This is a genomic window from Romboutsia sedimentorum, assembly GCF_030131845.1.
Classification (GTDB): Bacteria; Bacillota; Clostridia; order Peptostreptococcales; family Peptostreptococcaceae; genus Romboutsia_D; species Romboutsia_D sedimentorum.
This window is the reverse complement of the sequence record NZ_JASKYM010000001.1, coordinates 471,864-491,755: the sequence shown is the minus strand read 5'-3', so window position 1 is coordinate 491,755 and position 19,892 is coordinate 471,864. Positions and strand designations below refer to the sequence as shown.

The following is a 19,892-nucleotide window of genomic DNA, read 5'->3' as shown; positions in this document are numbered from 1 at the left end:
TGGAATTATTAATAGATATAGGTGTAATTATTTCAGATTTAATATTGAGCATTTTTTCGGGTGATGAATGGCGTAAAATTGCTAATTATATAAAAAAATAAATTAAAAATATTTATAGTGATAATTTTATAGTAAAAAAATAAAGCGAATAATAACCTTGATGTTATTATTCTTTTTTTTTTACTATATACATTACTTTAATAAAAATTTAATACACATTAGTATATAGTTTTATTAATTTAGATGGAGGAGATTTATGAAAAAAATAATATTTATTATGATTTTTATATTCTCAACAATTGTTTTATCAGGATGCAGTAGTACTATTGATGGTGAGAAGTCACTTGATAATAAAAAATGGATACAAGATATAGAGTACTTAGATAAAAATATAAGGTTAAAGCACCCCGATTTATTTAGATACATATCCGAAGAAGAATGGAAAATAAGCTTGAAAAAACTCAAATCTGATGTAGTAAAGCTATCAGATGTTAGCATTTCTTTAAGAATAGCCCAAATTATATCCCAGATAAAGGACGCACACACGAGTACAGATGTACTAAATTTACTTACACCTATAGGAAAAGAAAAAATAGAAATTGAAGAAGTAATTGAATTTCCAATTAAATTTGAATACTTTAAAGATGGATTAAGGGTTATAGAGTGTGATAGCCAATATAAAGATATATTAGGCTATAAATTATTATCTATAAATAATGTACCTACAGATGAAGTTATAAAAAAAGTTTCAACTCTTAATAGTTATGATAATGAACAATTTGCAAAGCTTAGAGCAAAAAAATGTATGTCTATATATGAATTTCTAAAATTCCTACAAATAGTTGATGGTGATGAAACTCAATATGTATTTGAAAATGAAAACAAAGAAAAAACAAATATAAAAGTGAAAGCTATAAAAAATAAGGAAGTAAACTATGTGAATTTAGAAAAAAAAGAGTCAGAGATTAGTGAAAAATCAGAACAGAAAAATGATTTTTATTGGTTTAAAGAGTTTGAAAAAGATAATATATTATATTTTAAATACAATAGAATTCTTACAAAGCAAGGTCCAAATATTGATAAAGAAAATGCTCATAATTATCCAGATTATTATGAGTTTGAAAGAAATCTTATAGATAAAATAAATAACGATAAATTTGATAAGATTGTCATAGATTTAAGAAATAATCGTGGTGGGGCGTTTGCGCTTGTGGATTCACTTATAAGTAAGCTTAAATATAGAACTTATTTAAATGACAAAGACATAATAGTTATACAAGGAAAAGAAACAGCTTCGGCAGGTGCTATTTTATCTTGGAGATTGCAAAATAAATTAGATGCAACTGTAATTGGTGAGGAAAGCGGTGGAAATGTAAATATGTTTGGAACTGAGGGTGAGTTTATAACTTTGCCTAATTCTAAGTTGATTATTAAATATCCTTATTCTGATGTAACTTGTAAAGACGGTCATGTTGGGGGAGTTAAGCCAGACGTTAAGATAATACAGACTTATGAAAACTATATAAATGGAATAGATGATTGCTATGAGTTTATTAAAAACTTAAATTAGTATTTAAAAATTTAAAATAGCATTAGATTAATTCCTAAAATAATATAATAAGTGTTTTAGGAATTAAGTTTGTGAAAAATTTACAGAAATAGATAATATATATTGGAAAATAATGCAAAATATGACATAATAATAAATAAGTAAATACATGCGTATTTATATTCAGATTTATTAGGCAAAGCTAGGGAAATCTAGTGTCGCAAAGCTAAAGGGGCTAAAGAAGAAATTCCATGCCAGCCAGTTGCCAATTAATGTTTATTAATTGTAAGTGTATCTTTAAGTTTTTGATTTAAAAGACTTAGGGAGAACTTTAGCTGCCTATTGAAAATTATTAATAGGAGGATTAAACGCTATGAAATTGAGAGGAAACCCAAAATTAAGGAAAGTTATTGTAGCTTCTGTTATGAGTTCAATGATGGTTGGGACATTACTGACACCTTTATATCCAGGAATAACAGCTTTTGCAAACGAAAACCAAGAAGTAAACCAAGAGGTATCTGAAGCAGATTTTGGAGTAGGACAAGGGATACAGTGGCCAAAACAAGTGAATGCACCGTATGTAGATATGTTATCTTGGATAACTAAACCAGGTTATACTAATAATGGTACTACCAATTTAGTTAAAATAGCTCAGGATACAGGAGTTAAATTCTTTAACCTTGGATTTATTCAATCTATATCAAATCAGATAAAAGATGGAAAAATTCAATGGGGATGGGGAGGATACACTGTATTAAACGAAGCAAACAAAGATAATGATCAGTATATGGGCATAAAGAAATCAATAAGAGAATTGCGTGAAATAGGTGGAGATGTTACTTTTTCACTAGGGGGAGCAAATGGAGTAACTTTTTGGGAAGCAACTCAAGATGTTGATGTTTTAACTAAAACATATGAAGAAATTATAAAAGGATATGGAATTACAAGATTAGACCTTGATATTGAAGGAGGAGCATCTCAAAGTAAGGCTAATAATATAGCAAACGCTAAAGCAATAAAAAAAGTACAAGATGAAACTGGCGTAGATATTGTATTGACTTTACCAGTATTGCCAAGTGGATTAACACAGGTGCAATTAGATGTTTTAGAAGCTTATTTATCAAATGGTGTTGATATAGAATTAGTAAATATTATGACAATGTGCTATGGAAGTGCAACATTAAATCCAGGCGAAAACTATGGAACTGCTTCTGTAAGAGCTATTGACTCTACTAAAAACCAAGTTAAAGATTACTTTAAGAAATATTTGAATATAGAGTTATCTGATCAAGAAGCTTATAGAAAAGTAGGAACAACATCTTCTATAGGATTTGAAAGTTCTGCTCATCCAACATTTACTAAAGAATTATCTAAGTTAGTAGTTGATCATGCTATAGAAAAAGGTATAGGAATGACTTCTTTCTGGTCAATGAATAGAGATGCAATGCTAGAAGATAACGCTGGCGTATCGCATCAGTATGAGTTTACTAACTTATTTAAAGAATTTGGTAAAAATGGTGAAGTTAACCCACCATCAAATTCAAAGCCTACTATATATGGAGTTTTGAATAAAAGTATAGCTGTTGGAGATGTATTTGATGCTAAAAAAGGAATAACTGCTACTGACAGGGAAGACGGAGATATAACTGACAAAATAGTTATAGAAGGAAAAGTAGATACTTCAAAAGAAGGAATATATAAATTAACATATACAGTACAAGACAGTGAAGGTCTAAAAGACGTAAAAGAATGTAATATAACAGTTAAAAAAGTATCTGAACTTGAGGATACTTATGATTCTAAAAAAATATATAACGATGGAGATACAGTTATATACAAAGGACATAAGTATACTGCAAAGTGGTGGGTACAAGGAGAGGCACCTGACTTATCTGAGGCATGGGTAAAAGAAGTTATCCCATATGAAGATGGAAGTGTTGATTTTGAAGAAGGATCTATTTATGTAGCTGGAGAAAAAGTTCGCTACCAAAGTAAATTATATAAAGCAAACTGGTGGACAAAAACAACTCCAGGAAGCGATGATTCTTGGTCATTAATAGGAAATATTTAATAAAAAATAATATAAATAGTACATAACTAATAATTAGAAATAGGTTGCCTGAGGCAGCCTATTTTGTATTCTGTTATAAGCTTAAAAGAAGGAATGCAAACTTATGCCAACATAGTATATAATAGATAATAATAAATAATTTTTAAGTATATAACACTAAAAAGGTGGTTGGTATAAGTGGATATTAAAAATAATTCTAAAATAGAAGCTATTTCAAAGTATTTAATTGAAAAACTTAGTGCTAAAGAAGTTGCAGGGGATGAATTCTTAGCAAGAAACAAAGATATTTATGAAGGTGAAATTGAAGATATTGCAGCTATTTATAAAATAGAAGATGAAAATATTATTCAAAGTTTATTAAGTGAAAATGAAAAATCAGAGATAGAAATTATTATGAAACATTTAAATGAAAACAATCATATAGAAGAGGATTGCTCTTTATATATGAATGAAATAAGTACAGGAAAATTAATAGTTATAATTTTAGAAAGCAAAGATAAGATAAATTTATCTGGGTTTGTTATGGAAGGTAATGGGCAAAAATTATTTGATTATTTAATGAGTTGTATTGATGAGCCTATTGAAAAAGTTTCTAATCAATTAGATGAGTTAATTGAAGAGTCACGTAATTTCAGACCTTATGGCAAATATTTCAACTAAACATAAAAATGAGTGTATTTAATTATACACTCATTTTTATGTTTAGTTAAAATTGTACAATATATCAATAAACTTATAAATATTAATCTAAAAAAAGTATTTCCAATAAACTATAATACTTAAAATAGCAGAAATAACAGTATAAACTAAAGCAACTACAAATGGAATACTGTTATAAAATTTAAAAAAGTGACTATTTGTGCGACATTCTTTTTGCAAAAAAGGTTTAATATTAACATCTAATATTTCAGATGTAAATCCTCCTTCACTAGAACAAAAGCCTATAATTAAAGTAAACATTAGACCTGTTACAAAAGATAACTCAAAAAATGGTAGGTTAAAAATTTTAGATGCAAATAAATTTGTAAGTAATATAACTATAAAGCTTAAAAATGCAAAAATTATTTTTTTCAAATTTAATCCTCCTATTAAACAAGATAATCTTAATTATATTATATATGATGTTATGTAGAAAAAGTTGTGTATTATTGGTTAGTTGTAAATATCCAATTAGTGTATAATAAAAATAGAATCATACAAAAGGAGTAAAATTATGAAAAATACGAAATTAGTTAACTTTGAAGAAATACAAAAATTAACTTTGATAGATAAAAAATCATTATTAGAAAGAGCATTAAAATTATCAGAAGAAGTAGGAGAAGTTTCAGAAGCTGTATTAAGCTATTCAAATTCTAGTGGATGTGGATACAAAAATAAATCAAAAGAAGATGTAATTGAAGAATGCCTTGATGTAATAATAGTAGCTAGTTCAATGATAAGCCAAAGCTGTGACAATAATATAAACTTAGAAGAAGTACAAGCTATATACAAGAAAAAACTTGATAAATGGAAGAGCAAATGTGAATAAATGTTTAAATGGAGGTGATTTGTTTGCAACTTCAACAGCTAAGATACTTAATAGAAGTAGCAGAAACTGGATCTATGAATAAAGCAGCACAAAACTTATTCATATCACAACCAAACTTAAGTAACGCTATAATGAGCTTAGAAGAAGAATTTAATATAAAAATGTTTGATAGAACAAATAGAGGTGTAGAAATTACAAAAGATGGAAGAGACTTTTTAGCACATGCAAAATTTATTATAAATCAAGTTAATAATGTAGAAAACATATACAATGATTTATCTAAAGAAAAGGCATTTGTACTACAAATATCTAGTGCTAAAATATTTAATTTATCAAATGTATTAGTAGAAATTTATAATAAAGTTGATTGTAAAAATATCAAAATATCTCTAAAGGAAACACATAAAGAAAATGTTATAAAAGATGTATCTAATATGGAATCAGAGATAGGTATACTTATATTATCAAACATTCAAGAAAAATTATGGAAAAATATACTAGATATAAATAAGTTAGAGTTTAATGAAATAGCCAAAGAAAAGATGCATATTTATGTAGGAAAAAATAACCCACTATACGATAAAGATGTAATATATAGTGATGATTTAAAGGATTTTATTTGTGTAAATTTAGTTGAGGATCAAGTAACATCATCTATTTATAGTATAGAACTAGATTCACTTAATATCTTAAATAAAGATAGAGCTATATATCTAAATGACAAAGAAACTATAGCTAACTTTATATCAAAGACAGATGCGTATTCGCTAGGTTCAAGATGGAGTAGTGGAGATAAAAGAGATGGCATAAAGGCGATACCTTTTGCTGATGAAAGTATAGATTTTAGTATTGGATGGATTAAAAGAAAAAGAGAAGAACTATCAACTGAAGCTAAAATGTTTTTAGAAATAGTATCAAAACATATTAAAAAATAAAAAACTGTTATATAAAATACTTATAACGCGTAATAAAATATACATATTAACGATAAACTCCCAGTTTTGATAAGATAATAATATAAAGAAAATGGGAGTGATCAAAAGTGAGTTTAAGCGAAAATAAAGTTAAAATAATGGAAGATGATAATATTGGAAGAGTAATATGGAAATTTGCTATACCAGGTATAATAGCAAGTCTTATAAGTGCTGTTTATAATATTGTCGATACAGCTTTCGTTGGAATGCTAGACAATACACTAGCTATGGCTGCCGTATCAGTTGTATTTCCATTATTTATATTAATAAATGCTATAGGACAGATGATAGGTGTTGGAGCATCTTCTTATATAGCTAGATTGCTTGGGTCTAAAGATAAAGAGCAAGCTGATGTTGTAGCAACTACTGCTATATTTACATCTTTATTTTTAGGAGTTATATTTACAACGTTAATATTAGTATTTTTAGAACCAATATTAAGGTTATTAGGAGCAACTGATACTATAATGCCTTACGCTATAGATTATGCAAAACCTATCGCTATAGGAGCAAGTTTACCTATAATGATGCCTACATTAGCAAATATTATAAGGTCAGAAGGTAATACAAAACTAAGTGCAGTTGCAGTTGCACTAGGAGCTGTTATAAATATAGTATTAGACCCTATATTAATGTTTAATCTTAATATGGGAGTAGTTGGAGCATCATGGGCAACTGTAATTAGCCAAGTGATATCTGTATGTTTATTAGCATCATATTTTTTAAGAAAGAAAAGTTATCTTAAATTAGAAATTAAAAATTTTAAACTATCAAAGACTATATATAGAGAAATAATTTCTGTTGGAACTGCTACTTTTTTAACTCAAGCCCTTATAAGTATTTCTATGGGTCTGTTAAATATTGCATCTAAGCCATATGGAGATTCACTAATAGCTTCTTTTGGGATTTCTCTAAAATTATCATCGTTAGTTATTTTTGTAGTTATGGGTTACAATCAAGGTTTTCAGCCTATAGCTAGTTATAATTATGGTGCAGGTAATTATGATAAATTAAGAAAATCTATAAAAATATCTATAAAGAGAACTACTATATTTGCAAGTTTAGCAACGATAGTTCTTATGATATTTGCAGAGCCTGCTATAAATTTATTTAGTAATGATAGCAGTGTTATAGAAGTTGGAGCTAAGACCCTACGAGCAACTCTTGTAATGTATCCATTCTTAGGATTTACACAATTGTATGCTACATTATATCAGTCATTAGGTATGTCAAAAGAAGCTTTAATAGTTGGGACAGCTAGACAAGGGATTTTCTTTATTCCACTTGTGTTTATACTTCCTAAGATACTAGGTATGAATGGAGTGTTATATACTCAAGCATTATCGGATTTATTTACTGTTGTTTTAACAGCATATTTTGCTTATAAAACTAATGAATTATTAAAGTTAAAAAATGAAGAAGATAAAGATATAAAATCTAATACAATTGAAGTTTTAATGGAAAGCTAAATATATATTTAAAAAGGAAATTACAATCTATTTATAGAGCGTAGTTTCCTTTTTAGATAAAAATTAAAATAATTTTGCTGGTTTGTCATTTAATTGAGTATCTTTATTTCTTATTATTTCTCTGATTTCTTTTTCATTTAAATTAGTTTTAGCTACGATGTCTGACATACCAACATTATTCATTAATAAATCTTTTGCAAGTTCTACTGCGTCTTCATATTGAATTTTTAAAAATCTATTATCTTTCATATTTACACATCCTTTCACAGAATTAGATTTCCACATAAATATTGTTTTACTCGTTACAAAATTTGCTACTTAAATAATATTAAACCAATATATTTATATGAAGTAGATTGATTTTAAATAACAGGATTTAGGTTAAAAAAATAGAATATATTTTAAGATAAGTTAAATAAATGGGGGAAATATATGAATTTAAAATCTGAAAGTTTAACAGAAAAACAAGCTAAGGAAATATCTAAATGGAAATATGATGGTGAATACGAAATATATAATTTGCCTAAATGGGATACTATGGTTAAAGAAGGATATTCATTGTGTGATGAATTAAAAAGAAAAAGATTTAGTGCTTATACTAATGAAGAAAATGAATTGGTAGGATTTACAAATTTATTAGATGAAGGTGAATCTGTATTCTTTGGGATAGGGGTAAACCCTAAATACTGTAATCAAGGTATAGGAAAAATTATTACTCAGTGTGCATTGATTGATTGTAAAACAAATTTTCCTAATAAGCCTGTTATATTAGAAGTTAGGACTTGGAATAATAGAGCAATAAATTGTTATAAAGCGCAAGGATTTGAGATTATTGAAATTAAGCATCAAGAAACTTGTATAGGTATGGGAGAGTTTTACGTTATGAGATATATAAATAATAGCGAAAATTAGCATAAAATAATTATTGGCATTTGACAATAACTATTTGTGGTGCTACTATATTATTAGCAAATGCCAATAATATAAGGGGTGGAAATTATGTCAAACTGTAATTCATGTCCATCAAGTGATGGATGCTCTAAAGATAAGCAACAATGTATGGTAGAAAATAATCCAATGAACAATATTAAAAATGTTATAGGAGTTATGAGTGGTAAAGGTGGAGTAGGTAAATCTAGTATATCAGTAATGATTGCTAAACAATTGAGAGAGTCTGGTTATAAAGTTGGAATTTTAGATGCGGATATAACAGGACCTAGTGTTCCTAGATTACTTGGACTAAAAGATGAAAAAGCAAGAACTAGTGAGAATTGTATATTCCCTGTAGTAACAAAAGATGGAATAAAAGTTATGTCATTAAACTTTTTAATAAAAGATGAGAATGAACCTGTAATATGGAGAGGACCAGTAGTTTCGGGGGCTGTTAAACAATTTTGGACTGATGTGCTTTGGGAAGAACTAGATTATTTAGTAATAGATATGCCACCAGGAACAGGGGATGTGGCATTAACTGTAATGCAATCTATTCCTATTAATGGGATTGTAATGGTATCTGTACCTCAAGATTTAGTTTCAATGATTGTTTCTAAGGCTATAAATATGGCAAATAGAATGAATATTAAAGTCTTAGGTATTGTTGAAAATATGAGTTATATAATTTGCCCAGATTGCGACAAGAAAATAACTTTATTTAATGGGGAAAGTGTAGATGAGTTTTTAAGAAGTAGCAATTTAAAACTTCTTGGGGAATTACCAATGGTAAGTTCAATTTGTAATTTATCGAATAATAGCTATGAAAATCAAAGAGAAGATTTAGACAAACTATTTAGTCCAATAGTTACAAATATTTTAAATGAATTAGGGCAGATAAAATAAATATTTGTAGTTTAAGCACTCTACATAAGCACTTTAAATGAAATAAGTGTAATAGTATAATAGACATATACAGTAAATACATAGTATTAGATTATTTGTAATAAATGTAGGGAGAGTGAATATGTCAAGACCAACCAAATTCAGAAGAGTAGAGTTTTTTCCAGAAAATAATTATTTTGTTCCAATAGGAAAGTCTAAATGCGATCTTAAAGAGATAATTTTAAAGGTAGAAGAACTTGAAGCAATGAGGCTTAAAGATATAGAAGAATTAAATCAAGAAGAATGTGCAAAGAGAATGAAAATATCAAGACAAACCTTTCAAAATATAATTGATGGAGCTAGAAAAAAAGTTGCTATGGCTTTGACAGAAGGAAAAGCAATAAATATAAGTGGAGGTCATTACACAACAAATCATTGTAAGTTTAAATGTATGGATTGTGAAACAATGTATCATATCAATTATGAACAAGATAAGTATTCTTGTCCTAATTGTGGATCTCAAAGAGTAATATGTAGCAAAAAAGCTGAATTTTGTGGACAATGGTGTCATGGGAAAGATATAGAGTAATAAAAAACATATTTATAATCAATTGGTTATAGATATGTTTTTTTATTGTTTAAATTATAGTTTTATCAATGATTATTATTAAATATGAGTAAAATATCATTTTATTTAAATACTAAATTGGGATATAATAACAAATGACGGCATTATACAAGGGGGAGTATTATGACAAATAAGACTTTAAAAAAAATAATGATTGGTTTAATCGCATTATTTATATTTATGCTAAGTATTTATAAATCTAATTCAAATAAAAGGTTACCTATAAAACAAGAAAATAAGATACAAGTAGGTACACCTCAATATGTAGACTTTGAAGATATAAAATCAAATAATTTTATTAAAAAAAACAATAACTCACTATACTCACAGATAAAAATAAAAAATAAATCTAATCAAAAACTAAGTTATGTTTATATACATCTTCAAATGCAAAAGGATCAAAATAATGAAGATATACTACCAGTTTATACTTTAGATAATCTCAAACCAAATGAAACTGCAATATTAACGTATCAGCATGAAAATCTAAAAAAACCAGAAAAACTTAAATTAGAAAATTTAGAATTTGACTATAAAGATGGACGTATGTCTATTATAAATAAGGAGTCTAAGCTTAAATATCCAAAAAGAGATATTAGTGAAAATATATCAGTAGATTCACATGGGTATTTAAAATCCTTCGACATTACTAAGGATATAAATAAGATAGATATAAAAAATATTAAAACTATAAAAAAAGATAACAAGAATTATCTAGAAATGGATATAAAAAATAATTCTAATTTAGAGATTAAAAATTTTAGGCTAAACTTTAAAGAGTTATATAAAAATAATGCTATTGGAGACCTTTATGTTGAGAAGGGAAAATTAAAACCTCAAGAAAGCAAAACTTTAAAAGTAGATTATAAAGAAGATACAAAACTAGAACTTATAGGATATCGCTATTCAATATTTAACATTAAAAATAAAACTACCAAAGACTATTTTCTAGATTTAGATAAAAATACATATCATATTTATGAAGAAGAAGATAAAGGTGATGTATCAAAGAGGATATTTACTACAATTTGTATAAGTTTAATAATGGGAGTATGTTTTTTTGTATTAGACAAAAAAGCTAGCAACTTAAAAAAATTAGATATATCTAAAGAAAACAAAGATTATAAAAATAAAGCTAAAAAATTAAACATAATAAAATACGTTTTACTTTTTATATTTTTAATTCAAATTATAATATTTAGCTAAACTAATAAATTGATAGTTAAAAAAATATCATTTTTATTTAAATACTTAATCAGCATATAATAACAAATGAGGGGATTGTTAAGGGGGAATAGTATGGACAATAACACAAATAAGAATTTTATTAAAGTAATGATTGGCTTAATAATTCTATTTATATGTGTAGCAGTAGTAAGCGTTTATATATACAATTCAAAGGAGATAACACCAAATACAAAGTCAGAAAATAAGCTAGAAATAGGAATGCCTAAATATGTAGAATATAAAGATATAAAAACAAATGAATTTGAAAGAGAAAATAAGGACTCATTATACTCACAGATAAAAATAAAAAATATATCTAATCAAAATTTATATAATGTTTATATAAATCTTGAAGTTCAAGAAGCTAATAATAGTGAAGAAGCAATTATGCCATCATATAGTATACAAAATATTAAGCCAAATGAAAGTGCAATATTAACTTGTGAGCATAACAATATTAAAAAATCAGAAAATCTAAAGCTAATAAGCTATAGCTACACTGATAAAGAAGGTAGTACGACTACTGTAGATAAGCAGTCTAAGTTTACCTCATCAAAAGAAGATAATAGTGTAGAGACAATAACAGTAGATTCATATAAGGATTATAAAGCCTTAGATATTACTAATGATATAGATAAAGTAGATATAAAAAATATTAGAACTATAAAAAAAGATGATAAACAATATCTACAAGTAGATATATTTAATTCATCAAATAAAGAACTTAAAAATATTAGATTAAATTTCAAGCAATTATATAAAAATGATGCTATTGGAGACATAATTATCAATGAAGATAAGTTAAAACCACAAGAAAGTAAAACTTTAAAAATAGAGTATAAAGATAATGTAGAATTAAAATTTACAGGCTATTTCTATGAAATATACGATAGTGAAAAGAAAACTACTTATACTTATGATTTATTTTTAGATGAGAAATTGTATAATACATATGAGTATGAAGACTCAAGTGTATCAAATAAGAATTTCTATATTAGAAATACTATAAATTTAATAGCAATGTTGTGTTTTTATGTTTTAAATAACAAAGTTAAAAGATTAGGAAATTTGGCTATATCTGAAGAAAATGAAATTTATAAGTATAAAGCTAAAAAGTTAAATATAGCTAAATATATTTTAATTGTTATATTTTTTATATTAATAATGATACTTACTTAAGTTAATATATAAACTAAAATAAGTTGATACAGAAACTAAAAAAGGATGCAATAAATTATTGCATCCTTTTAATATATTAGTTATTTGTGACAACTACTTCATCTTCTTTAACTACTTCTTTATAAGCATCTAAGTCAAAATGAACTTCACCTGTTATTGGGTTACGTTTATATTTAAATATTTTGTAGAAGTGATATACAAATACTAAAATATTAGCAGCTAAAGCCAATGCACTAACAACAAACAATGCAGTTGTATTATGTGATGATTTGACTGCAAATATAGAAGAGTCAGCAAATGTTGGAACTGACATTGCAAACATCATCCAAAAAGCTAGCGTATATGCACGATGTTGTAACCAAGCACCTTTTTTTATGAAGAATGCTGATATTGTACATGCTAATAATAAACCTGTTCCACCGTAAAATGAGTGGTCTGATACGCAGTTGTAGACATATGCAAAGTTCCAAATATCATAAGCTATAATCCAAAACCAAAGTTGGTCTGGCCATAACATATCTTTATCTTTGTCTTTGCTAATAACTATACCAACGAATCCTGAAATAGTTAGGATGTTTAGTATACCTGCTATACCATTCATTATATTCCATGGACCGCCTATAGTCATTACCCCGTTAACTACACCATTGAAATTATAACATTGGAAATCACGAACAACAGCTTCCACGATATTAATAGCTAAAATAATTGCAGGAAACGCTAGAACATATTTGTTTTTGCTTAAATTTTTACTATAACGTAGAGCCATAAAACATAAACAACCTGCTACTGCAGAGTAGACCTTAGCCCAGTGAAACCAACTTCCAACACATGAGTTGGGACCTGCTGTTTTTCTCCATAATGTAAAAGGTAATATAATTGGTAATACTACAAAGAATATAATAGCTACGAACTTGTTTTTTCTGGTTACTTCATTAAAGAGTATTAAGCCACCAAGAACTGCAAACCACATTAAAGCACAATACCAAGGTATTGATTCAAATAAAAACATTTTATAACTCCCCCTATTTTATTTGTAATATAGACAATGTTTATTGTGACATAATAAATTCGTTTGTATTATTGATTTTTAGTTATTTGTATTAGCTACGCTACCTTCATTAACAATTTCTTTGTAAGCATCCAAATCAGCATGAACTTCACCTGTTATTGGGTTGAGTTTATGTTTAAATATTTTGTAGAAGTGATATACAAATACTAAAACGTTAGAAGCTAAAGCTAATGCACTAACAATGAATAATGCAGTTGTATTGTGTGATGATTTAACTGCAAACTTAGAAGTATCAACAAATGTTGGGAATGACATTACAAACATCATCCAAAATGCTAGAGTATGTGCACGATGTTGTAACCAAGCTCCTTTTTTTATAAAGAATGCTGGTATTGTACATGATAATAATAAAGCTGCTCCAGCGTAGAATGCATGGTCTGATACACAGTTATAAACATATGCAAAGTTCCAAAGGTCATAAGCTATAATCCAAAACCAAAGTTGGTCTGGCCATAACATATCTTTGTTTTTTTCTTTACTGATGATTATACCTACAAATCCTGAAATAGTTATAATGTTTAGTATACCTGCTATACCATTCATTATATTCCATGATCCCCCTATAGTCATCATTCCATCAACTATACCGTTAAATTTATAACATTGGAAATCACGAACAACAGCTTCCATGATGTTAATAGCTAAAATAATTGCAGGAAACGCTAGGACATACTTATTTTGATTTAATTTTTTACTGTAACGTAGCGCCATAAAACATACACAACCTGCTAGTGCAGAGTATACTTTAGCCCAGTGAAACCAAGTTCCAACACTTGAACCAGCAACTGTTGTTTTTTGCCATATCGTAAATGGCAATATTATTGGTAATACTATAAAAGATATAATAGCTATGTATTTGTTTCTACGGCTGAGCTCATTAGCAAGCATTAACCCACCAAGAACTGCAAACCACATTAAAGCAGAATACCAAGGTATTGATTCGAATAAAAACATTTTTTAACTCTCCCATCTTATTTTTAATATATTAATTTCTAAGATTCTATCTATTTGATTATTTTTAGATAGACCTTAGTAATTATCTAGTTGTTATTAACTCTGTCTAATACAGACTTTAAAGATTTTAGTATATCATCTACCTCAGACATAGGAACTCCTGTGTTATCTAAGACTTTTTGTGATGTATTTTCCATATTATCTTTAAGCTCATGTCCATTTTTAGTTAACTTTATAAACACATTTCGCTCATCACTCACATCACGAACACGCTCTAATAAGCCTTTGATTTCAAGTTTTTTTAGTAGTGGGGTTGTTGTACCTGAGTCAAGATATAGTCTTTTGCTTAATTCATTGACAGTAATATTATCACCACTCCATAAAACACGCATAGCAATATATTGAGTATAAGTTAATCCTATTTCTTTAAGATATGGTTTATAGTGTTTTATCATTTCTTTTGAACATGCATACATTATAAAACTAAGTTGATTCTCTAACCCTAAATTTTCATCATTTGTCATAATGGTAAGACTCCTTATATTAAATTAACTGGTAAAAATTAAATTGTTTACATTTATATTGTATACAATTTAGTTTAGGACTACATGTATTAATTGTCAATAATTTCCATAAAAAAATAAAATAATATAAAAAAAGGGTAGCATCGCTACCCTTTCTTATGATTTAAGTATAATCAAAAGTTAAATTTATACTTGTTCAATAATTCCATATCCGTCATGTCTTTTATAAACAATGTTTATTTCTTGAGTTTTTAAATCCCTAAATATAAAGAAGTTGTGGCCAAGTAAATCCATTTGCATTATTGCTTCTTCTTCAGTCATAGGTGGATCTATTTTAAATCCTTTTCTTTTCCTTATAACACTTTCATCGCTGTCACAAGCTACATATTCTTCTATATTATCAAATCTAATACTTTCATTTTTCTTATTTCTCTTTATTAGTTGTGTTTTGTATTTTCTTAGTTGTTTGTATAATTTATCATATACTAAATCAATTGCAGAATATAAATCTTCTCTTGATTCTTCAGCTCTTATTATTACGCCATCTTTGGCAAATATCGTAACCTCTATTTTCTGGTTTTTCTTTTTAACATCTATTTTTACTTTTACCTCGGTATCGTCGTTTATGTATTTTTCTAATCGTTGGATTGTACTTTCTATTTTTTCCTTAATCGCATCTGTTATAATCGTTTTCTTTGAAACTATTGCCATTTTCATATCAAGTTCCTCCAGTTATTACAATTATTTTTTTATATTAACTCCATATATCCATTTGGATAGAAGTAATAAGCTTGTATTTATTTTATAAATTAAGTATAGTTGAAAAACGTTTATTAAAACAGTCTTTTATTTTGCTGAATTTTCTGATAAAATAATAATTAATGGGGTAAAAATAAATTTTAGGAAATTATTTGAAATTATTTTGATTAGATATTTTTAGATGTTTTGGAAAATAATGAAGGATATGATAACGTTATTTAAAAGCTATAAGGGCTAAGGCATTGGAACTATTAATGTTAAAGCAAAAAATATAATGCTATTTTCTAAAAAATGATGTATAATGTGGATAAGAGACATTTTTTATGTTAAGTTTTGTCACTTGACATGAAGCATGTTTCTTTTTTTATGAAATTAAATAATGAGCTTTAATAAGATTACTTTTAAAGGTAATTTGGGTTATGTGTGGACGAACCACTTAATATATAGAAAAAAGTAATTTTAGAATTTAGAAGCAATAAAAAGGAGACAACATGTTATTTGAAAATTTAGATATAATAAAGCCTATACAAAAGGCATTACAAGATGAAGGTTATTCAAACCCTACACCAATACAAGCAAAGTCAATACCTCACTTATTAGAAGGAAAAGACTTACTTGGATGTGCTCAAACAGGTACTGGAAAAACAGCAGCGTTTGCTATTCCAATATTACAAAGAGTATACAATGAACAAAAAAACTCAAGAGGGCCAAGAACTATTAAAGCAGTAGTACTAGCTCCTACAAGAGAATTAGCTATACAAATAGAAGAAAGTTTTACAGCTTACTCACAATATATGGACATAAAAAGTTTAGTTATATTTGGTGGAGTATCTCAAAATTCTCAAACAAGAGCATTAAGAGAAGGAGTAGATATTTTAATAGCGACTCCAGGTAGAATGCTTGATTTATATAGTCAAAAGTTTATAAACTTAAGCAAAGTAAAATACTTTGTACTTGATGAAGCGGATAGTATGTTAGATATGGGAATGATTCATGATGTAAAAAGAATAATAAGTCATCTTCCACAAGTTCGTCAAAACATATTCTTCTCAGCAACTATGCCAAATGAAATATCAAAGTTAGCAAACTCTATATTTAAAGATCCTATAAAAGTAGAAGTTGCACCGGTATCATCTACTACTGAAACTGTAAAGCAAAGTATGTATTTTGTTAGTAAAAAGCAAAAGAGAGCTTTACTTATAGATCTTTTAAAAGATAAATCTATACAATCTGTATTAGTATTCTCAAGAACTAAGCATGGAGCAAACAAGATTACTACAGACCTTTTAAAGGTTGGAATAGAAGCTTGTGCTATTCATGGAAACAAATCTCAAAATGCTAGACAACTTGCACTAAGTAACTTCAAAGAAGGTAAAATAAGAGTGTTAGTTGCAACAGATATAGCTGCAAGAGGAATTGATGTAGATGAGTTATCTCATGTAATAAACTATGACTTACCAGAAGTTGCAGAAACTTATGTTCACAGAATTGGACGTACAGGAAGAGCAGGACATACAGGTTGTGCTATGTCGTTTTGTTCTATGGAAGAAAGAGGATATTACAAGTCAATAGAAAAGCTTATAAACAAAAAAATACCAGTAATAAAAGACCACCCTTATGAAGCTAGTTCTAACGATGTAGCTGAAGTGGTTGAAAAAAGAAATCCTAGAAGCAATAATAGGGGCAACAATAGAGGAAATAGCAACAATCAAAGAAGTAGTTCTTCTAGAAGCAATAATAAAAGCTGGGGATCTAACAATAGAAAAAAACCAGCAAAGAAAACATCTGATAAGTAATAAATAGGAGTTATCTTTAAATTAAGATAGCTCCTTTTAAAATTATTATAGAACAAATACGTTTTACATGAATATACTATATTAAGGTCAATAAATAAATAGCTTAAAGGGGGTCAATATTATGGATAGAAAAGGATTAAAAAACTTATCAAAACAACAATTAAAAGGTCATTGGAAAGTACCAGTACTAATAACTTTAATTTATTGTGCTTTAATTTTTCCGTTTGAATTTATTCCAAGCGATTCAACATTTTTTATGCTTATATCTTTAGCAGTAATATTATGTTTAGAAGTATGGGCATGCGTAGGATTACCTAAATTTTATTTGGAATTTATAAAAAAATCTAGCGAAGCAACATATAGTGACCTTAAGGTTTCAAAGAGTGCAATTTTAAAATCATTAGGATTTACAGTTATTGTTTCTATAGTAGGAGCTATAGCAGGAGGAATAATAAGTTTTATATTAATTGGTTCAATTGGAGTTGCACTTTTCAGTAGTGCAAGTATAAGTGGATTAACTTGGGGTGCTATTATCGTAGTAGCATTAATATCAGTTGCCTTAGTTGTATTTAATTTGGCAGTAGGTTTAGCACCATATATATTTGTTGATAAGGAAGAACTTAAATTATTTGAGTCAATAGGTCTTAGTATAAAAATGATGAAGGGCAATAAATGGAAATTCTTTGTACTTCAACTTAGTTTTATTGGATGGGGATTATTAGCTACAGTTACAGTAATAGGATTATTATGGTTTATTCCATATATGCAAATGACTGTAACTAATTTCTATAAATCATTAGATTATTCAAAAGATATAGCTTAATATATTTAATTTTATAAAGATAAGACTATGACTTTGTTGTAGTCTTATTTTTATTTATTGACATTAGTACAATACTATAGTTTATTATAAAAGAAGCAGTTTATATTAGGAGGAAATTAATGGACAATTCAATATCTAAAAGTTTTACATTTTCATCACTTATAAAGTTTACAATACCCTCAATAATAATGATGGTGTTCATGTCTTTATATACAATAGTTGATGGAGTTTTTGTATCGAGATTTGTAAATACGGATGCACTATCAGCAGTTAATATAGTTTACCCATTTATAAATATAGTAATAGCAGTCGGTGTAATGTTAGGAAGTGGGAGTAGTGCACTTATCGCTAAAAAGCTTGGAGAAGGTAGGGACAAGGAAGCTAGAGAAAACTTTACTTTAGTAGTGTTAGTAGGAATTTTATTAGGAGTAGCTATAGCTTTATTAGGTTATATTTTCTCAAAAGATATAATAAGTATATTGGGAGGGAATGAAAGTTTATATCAATATTGTATGGATTATTTTTTAGCATCTCTTATATTCATACCAGCATTTATTGTAAGCTTAATATTTCAATTTTTAACAATTACGGCAGGTAAGCCAAAGGTAGGTTTAATTTTAACTTTAGTAGGTGGATTTGCTAATATAATACTTGATTATGTATTTATAGTTTTGATGAATATGGGAATAGGTGGAGCAGCTTATGCAACAGGAATAGGTGTGCTAATACCCTCAACATTAGGAATAATATATTTTTGTAAAAAAAGAGGAAACTTGTATTTTGTAAAGCCAAAGTTTGATTTATCTGTAATACTTAAAAGTTGCTCAAATGGTTCGTCTGAAATGGTTACAAACTTATCAACAGGTGTAACTACTCTTTTATTTAATCTTGCTATGATGGAGTATTTAGGCTCAGATGGAGTTGCTGCGATAACTATAGTATTATATGGTCAGTTTTTAATAACTTCGGCGTATATAGGATTCTCATCAGGTGTAGCTCCAATTATAAGTTATAATTATGGAGATGAAAATATTGATGAACTTAAAAAAATTATAAAGTACAGTTTGATTTTTATATTAGTTAGTTCTATAAGTTTATTTGTTATTTCTTTAATAGGGGCAGGTAGCATAGTAGGGATATTTGCAGATAAAGGAAGTAATGTTTTTGAAATTGGTTACAAAGGATTTATGTTATTTTCTACAAGCTTTTTAGTAACGGGAATAAATATATTTGCATCAGCTAAGTTTACAGCTTTTTCAAATGGAAAAGTTTCAGCTACTATATCGTTTTTAAGAACTTTTGTATTTACAGTACTTGGAATAATTATATTGCCTAAGTTTTTAGGGGTAGATGGTATATGGTTATCAGTAGCTGTTGCAGAATTTATTACTATGACTATATCGATAGCATATATTAGAAAATATAAAGATATATACGGGTATGGTGCTAGCCTAAAACCTATATGTAGTAAATAGTTACAATAAATACATTTGTAAAATTTACCAAAGAGCAGTACTATTATAT

The 19,892-nt window shown here is 27.4% G+C and carries 20 protein-coding genes and 1 riboswitch; of the genes, 14 read left to right on the top strand and 6 right to left on the bottom strand.

What is annotated here, in order from left to right; translation table 11 throughout:
• Positions 1 to 256 precede the first annotated feature (256 nt).
• The 3 genes from QOZ84_RS02675 to QOZ84_RS02665 all read left to right on the top strand — a co-directional run bounded on the left by QOZ84_RS02675 (position 257) and on the right by QOZ84_RS02665 (position 4,280).
• Positions 257 to 1,570, top strand: a complete 1,314-nt coding sequence (locus tag QOZ84_RS02675) for a S41 family peptidase (RefSeq protein WP_284131419.1) — start codon at positions 257 to 259, stop codon at positions 1,568 to 1,570.
• 164 nt (positions 1,571 to 1,734) lie between these two features.
• Positions 1,735 to 1,819, top strand: a riboswitch (cyclic di-GMP riboswitch).
• A gap of 103 nt (positions 1,820 to 1,922) precedes the next feature.
• Positions 1,923 to 3,620 carry an immunoglobulin-like domain-containing protein gene (locus tag QOZ84_RS02670; protein ID WP_284131418.1) on the top strand — a complete coding sequence of 566 codons (1,698 nt, stop codon included), beginning with the start codon at positions 1,923 to 1,925 and terminating at the stop codon, positions 3,618 to 3,620.
• Positions 3,621 to 3,797: 177 nt separating this feature from the next.
• Positions 3,798 to 4,280, top strand: a complete 483-nt coding sequence (locus tag QOZ84_RS02665) for a hypothetical protein (RefSeq protein ID WP_284131417.1) — start codon at positions 3,798 to 3,800, stop codon at positions 4,278 to 4,280.
• Between the two features lie 87 nt (positions 4,281 to 4,367).
• On the opposite strand, the gene QOZ84_RS02660 is transcribed toward QOZ84_RS02665, so the two are convergent.
• Positions 4,368 to 4,694, bottom strand: a complete 327-nt coding sequence (locus tag QOZ84_RS02660; RefSeq protein WP_284131416.1) for a hypothetical protein — start codon at positions 4,692 to 4,694, stop codon at positions 4,368 to 4,370.
• Between the two features lie 139 nt (positions 4,695 to 4,833).
• Between QOZ84_RS02660 and QOZ84_RS02655 the strand changes: the two genes are divergently transcribed.
• The 3 genes from QOZ84_RS02655 to QOZ84_RS02645 all read left to right on the top strand — a co-directional run bounded on the left by QOZ84_RS02655 (position 4,834) and on the right by QOZ84_RS02645 (position 7,591).
• On the top strand, positions 4,834 to 5,148 hold the full coding sequence (locus QOZ84_RS02655; RefSeq protein ID WP_284131415.1) for a MazG-like family protein: 315 nt from the start codon (positions 4,834 to 4,836) through the stop codon (positions 5,146 to 5,148).
• 23 nt (positions 5,149 to 5,171) lie between these two features.
• Positions 5,172 to 6,083, top strand: coding sequence for a LysR family transcriptional regulator (locus tag QOZ84_RS02650; RefSeq protein WP_284131414.1), 912 nt, complete (start codon positions 5,172 to 5,174; stop codon positions 6,081 to 6,083).
• A gap of 107 nt (positions 6,084 to 6,190) precedes the next feature.
• On the top strand, positions 6,191 to 7,591 hold the full coding sequence (locus QOZ84_RS02645) for an MATE family efflux transporter (protein ID WP_284131413.1): 1,401 nt from the start codon (positions 6,191 to 6,193) through the stop codon (positions 7,589 to 7,591).
• Between the two features lie 63 nt (positions 7,592 to 7,654).
• Here QOZ84_RS02645 and QOZ84_RS02640 read toward each other — a convergent pair whose 3' ends face one another.
• Positions 7,655 to 7,840, bottom strand: coding sequence for a hypothetical protein (locus QOZ84_RS02640; protein WP_284131412.1), 186 nt, complete (start codon positions 7,838 to 7,840; stop codon positions 7,655 to 7,657).
• Between the two features lie 183 nt (positions 7,841 to 8,023).
• Here QOZ84_RS02640 and QOZ84_RS02635 point away from each other — a divergent pair, with 183 nt between their 5' ends.
• The 5 genes from QOZ84_RS02635 to QOZ84_RS02615 all read left to right on the top strand — a co-directional run bounded on the left by QOZ84_RS02635 (position 8,024) and on the right by QOZ84_RS02615 (position 12,440).
• Complete coding sequence (locus QOZ84_RS02635; protein WP_284131411.1) at positions 8,024 to 8,503, top strand: GNAT family N-acetyltransferase; 480 nt, start codon at positions 8,024 to 8,026, stop codon at positions 8,501 to 8,503.
• 87 nt (positions 8,504 to 8,590) lie between these two features.
• Positions 8,591 to 9,427 carry an Mrp/NBP35 family ATP-binding protein gene (locus QOZ84_RS02630; RefSeq protein WP_284131410.1) on the top strand — a complete coding sequence of 279 codons (837 nt, stop codon included), beginning with the start codon at positions 8,591 to 8,593 and terminating at the stop codon, positions 9,425 to 9,427.
• A 121-nt stretch (positions 9,428 to 9,548) separates the two neighbouring features.
• Positions 9,549 to 9,995, top strand: coding sequence for a DUF134 domain-containing protein (locus QOZ84_RS02625; protein WP_284131409.1), 447 nt, complete (start codon positions 9,549 to 9,551; stop codon positions 9,993 to 9,995).
• Between the two features lie 162 nt (positions 9,996 to 10,157).
• Positions 10,158 to 11,240 carry a hypothetical protein gene (locus QOZ84_RS02620; RefSeq protein ID WP_284131408.1) on the top strand — a complete coding sequence of 361 codons (1,083 nt, stop codon included), beginning with the start codon at positions 10,158 to 10,160 and terminating at the stop codon, positions 11,238 to 11,240.
• A gap of 93 nt (positions 11,241 to 11,333) precedes the next feature.
• Complete coding sequence (locus tag QOZ84_RS02615) at positions 11,334 to 12,440, top strand: hypothetical protein (RefSeq protein WP_284131407.1); 1,107 nt, start codon at positions 11,334 to 11,336, stop codon at positions 12,438 to 12,440.
• Positions 12,441 to 12,516: 76 nt separating this feature from the next.
• Here QOZ84_RS02615 and QOZ84_RS02610 read toward each other — a convergent pair whose 3' ends face one another.
• From QOZ84_RS02610 to hpf, 4 genes are all read right to left on the bottom strand, one after another.
• A complete protein-coding gene (locus QOZ84_RS02610; protein WP_284131406.1) occupies positions 12,517 to 13,452 on the bottom strand; it encodes a DUF5692 family protein in 936 nt (311 codons plus the stop codon).
• 78 nt (positions 13,453 to 13,530) lie between these two features.
• On the bottom strand, positions 13,531 to 14,466 hold the full coding sequence (locus tag QOZ84_RS02605) for a DUF5692 family protein (protein ID WP_284131405.1): 936 nt from the start codon (positions 14,464 to 14,466) through the stop codon (positions 13,531 to 13,533).
• A gap of 86 nt (positions 14,467 to 14,552) precedes the next feature.
• Entirely contained in the window at positions 14,553 to 14,990 is a 438-nt protein-coding gene (locus tag QOZ84_RS02600; RefSeq protein WP_284131404.1) for a MarR family winged helix-turn-helix transcriptional regulator, read from the bottom strand.
• Between the two features lie 186 nt (positions 14,991 to 15,176).
• Positions 15,177 to 15,707, bottom strand: a complete 531-nt coding sequence (gene hpf / locus QOZ84_RS02595; protein WP_284131403.1) for a ribosome hibernation-promoting factor, HPF/YfiA family — start codon at positions 15,705 to 15,707, stop codon at positions 15,177 to 15,179.
• A gap of 533 nt (positions 15,708 to 16,240) precedes the next feature.
• Between hpf and QOZ84_RS02590 the strand changes: the two genes are divergently transcribed.
• The 3 genes from QOZ84_RS02590 to QOZ84_RS02580 all read left to right on the top strand — a co-directional run bounded on the left by QOZ84_RS02590 (position 16,241) and on the right by QOZ84_RS02580 (position 19,843).
• The gene (locus QOZ84_RS02590) at positions 16,241 to 17,545 is read left to right on the top strand and encodes a DEAD/DEAH box helicase (protein WP_284131402.1); all 1,305 of its coding nucleotides are present in this window, start codon (positions 16,241 to 16,243) and stop codon (positions 17,543 to 17,545) included.
• A 121-nt stretch (positions 17,546 to 17,666) separates the two neighbouring features.
• Complete coding sequence (locus QOZ84_RS02585) at positions 17,667 to 18,368, top strand: DUF975 family protein (protein ID WP_284131401.1); 702 nt, start codon at positions 17,667 to 17,669, stop codon at positions 18,366 to 18,368.
• A gap of 119 nt (positions 18,369 to 18,487) precedes the next feature.
• Positions 18,488 to 19,843: an MATE family efflux transporter gene (locus tag QOZ84_RS02580; protein WP_284131400.1), complete on the top strand. Its 1,356-nt coding sequence runs from the start codon at positions 18,488 to 18,490 to the stop codon at positions 19,841 to 19,843.
• Positions 19,844 to 19,892 lie beyond the last annotated feature (49 nt).

Bases quoted from the DNA above. Each gene is read 5' to 3' on its own strand.
- QOZ84_RS02675 (WP_284131419.1), top strand. From the start codon at position 257: ATGAAAAAAATAATATTTATTATGATTTTTATATTCTCAACAATTGTT.
- QOZ84_RS02655 (WP_284131415.1), top strand. From the start codon at position 4,834: ATGAAAAATACGAAATTAGTTAACTTTGAAGAAATACAAAAATTAACT.
- QOZ84_RS02585 (WP_284131401.1), top strand. From the start codon at position 17,667: ATGGATAGAAAAGGATTAAAAAACTTATCAAAACAACAATTAAAAGGT.
- QOZ84_RS02625 (WP_284131409.1), top strand. From the start codon at position 9,549: ATGTCAAGACCAACCAAATTCAGAAGAGTAGAGTTTTTTCCAGAAAAT.
- QOZ84_RS02630 (WP_284131410.1), top strand. From the start codon at position 8,591: ATGTCAAACTGTAATTCATGTCCATCAAGTGATGGATGCTCTAAAGAT.
- QOZ84_RS02640 (WP_284131412.1), bottom strand. From the start codon at position 7,840: ATGAAAGATAATAGATTTTTAAAAATTCAATATGAAGACGCAGTAGAA.
- hpf (WP_284131403.1), bottom strand. From the start codon at position 15,707: ATGAAAATGGCAATAGTTTCAAAGAAAACGATTATAACAGATGCGATT.
- QOZ84_RS02610 (WP_284131406.1), bottom strand. From the start codon at position 13,452: ATGTTTTTATTTGAATCAATACCTTGGTATTGTGCTTTAATGTGGTTT.
- QOZ84_RS02590 (WP_284131402.1), top strand. From the start codon at position 16,241: ATGTTATTTGAAAATTTAGATATAATAAAGCCTATACAAAAGGCATTA.
- QOZ84_RS02620 (WP_284131408.1), top strand. From the start codon at position 10,158: ATGACAAATAAGACTTTAAAAAAAATAATGATTGGTTTAATCGCATTA.
- QOZ84_RS02605 (WP_284131405.1), bottom strand. From the start codon at position 14,466: ATGTTTTTATTCGAATCAATACCTTGGTATTCTGCTTTAATGTGGTTT.
- QOZ84_RS02635 (WP_284131411.1), top strand. From the start codon at position 8,024: ATGAATTTAAAATCTGAAAGTTTAACAGAAAAACAAGCTAAGGAAATA.
- QOZ84_RS02580 (WP_284131400.1), top strand. From the start codon at position 18,488: ATGGACAATTCAATATCTAAAAGTTTTACATTTTCATCACTTATAAAG.
- QOZ84_RS02670 (WP_284131418.1), top strand. From the start codon at position 1,923: ATGAAATTGAGAGGAAACCCAAAATTAAGGAAAGTTATTGTAGCTTCT.
- QOZ84_RS02615 (WP_284131407.1), top strand. From the start codon at position 11,334: ATGGACAATAACACAAATAAGAATTTTATTAAAGTAATGATTGGCTTA.
- QOZ84_RS02600 (WP_284131404.1), bottom strand. From the start codon at position 14,990: ATGACAAATGATGAAAATTTAGGGTTAGAGAATCAACTTAGTTTTATA.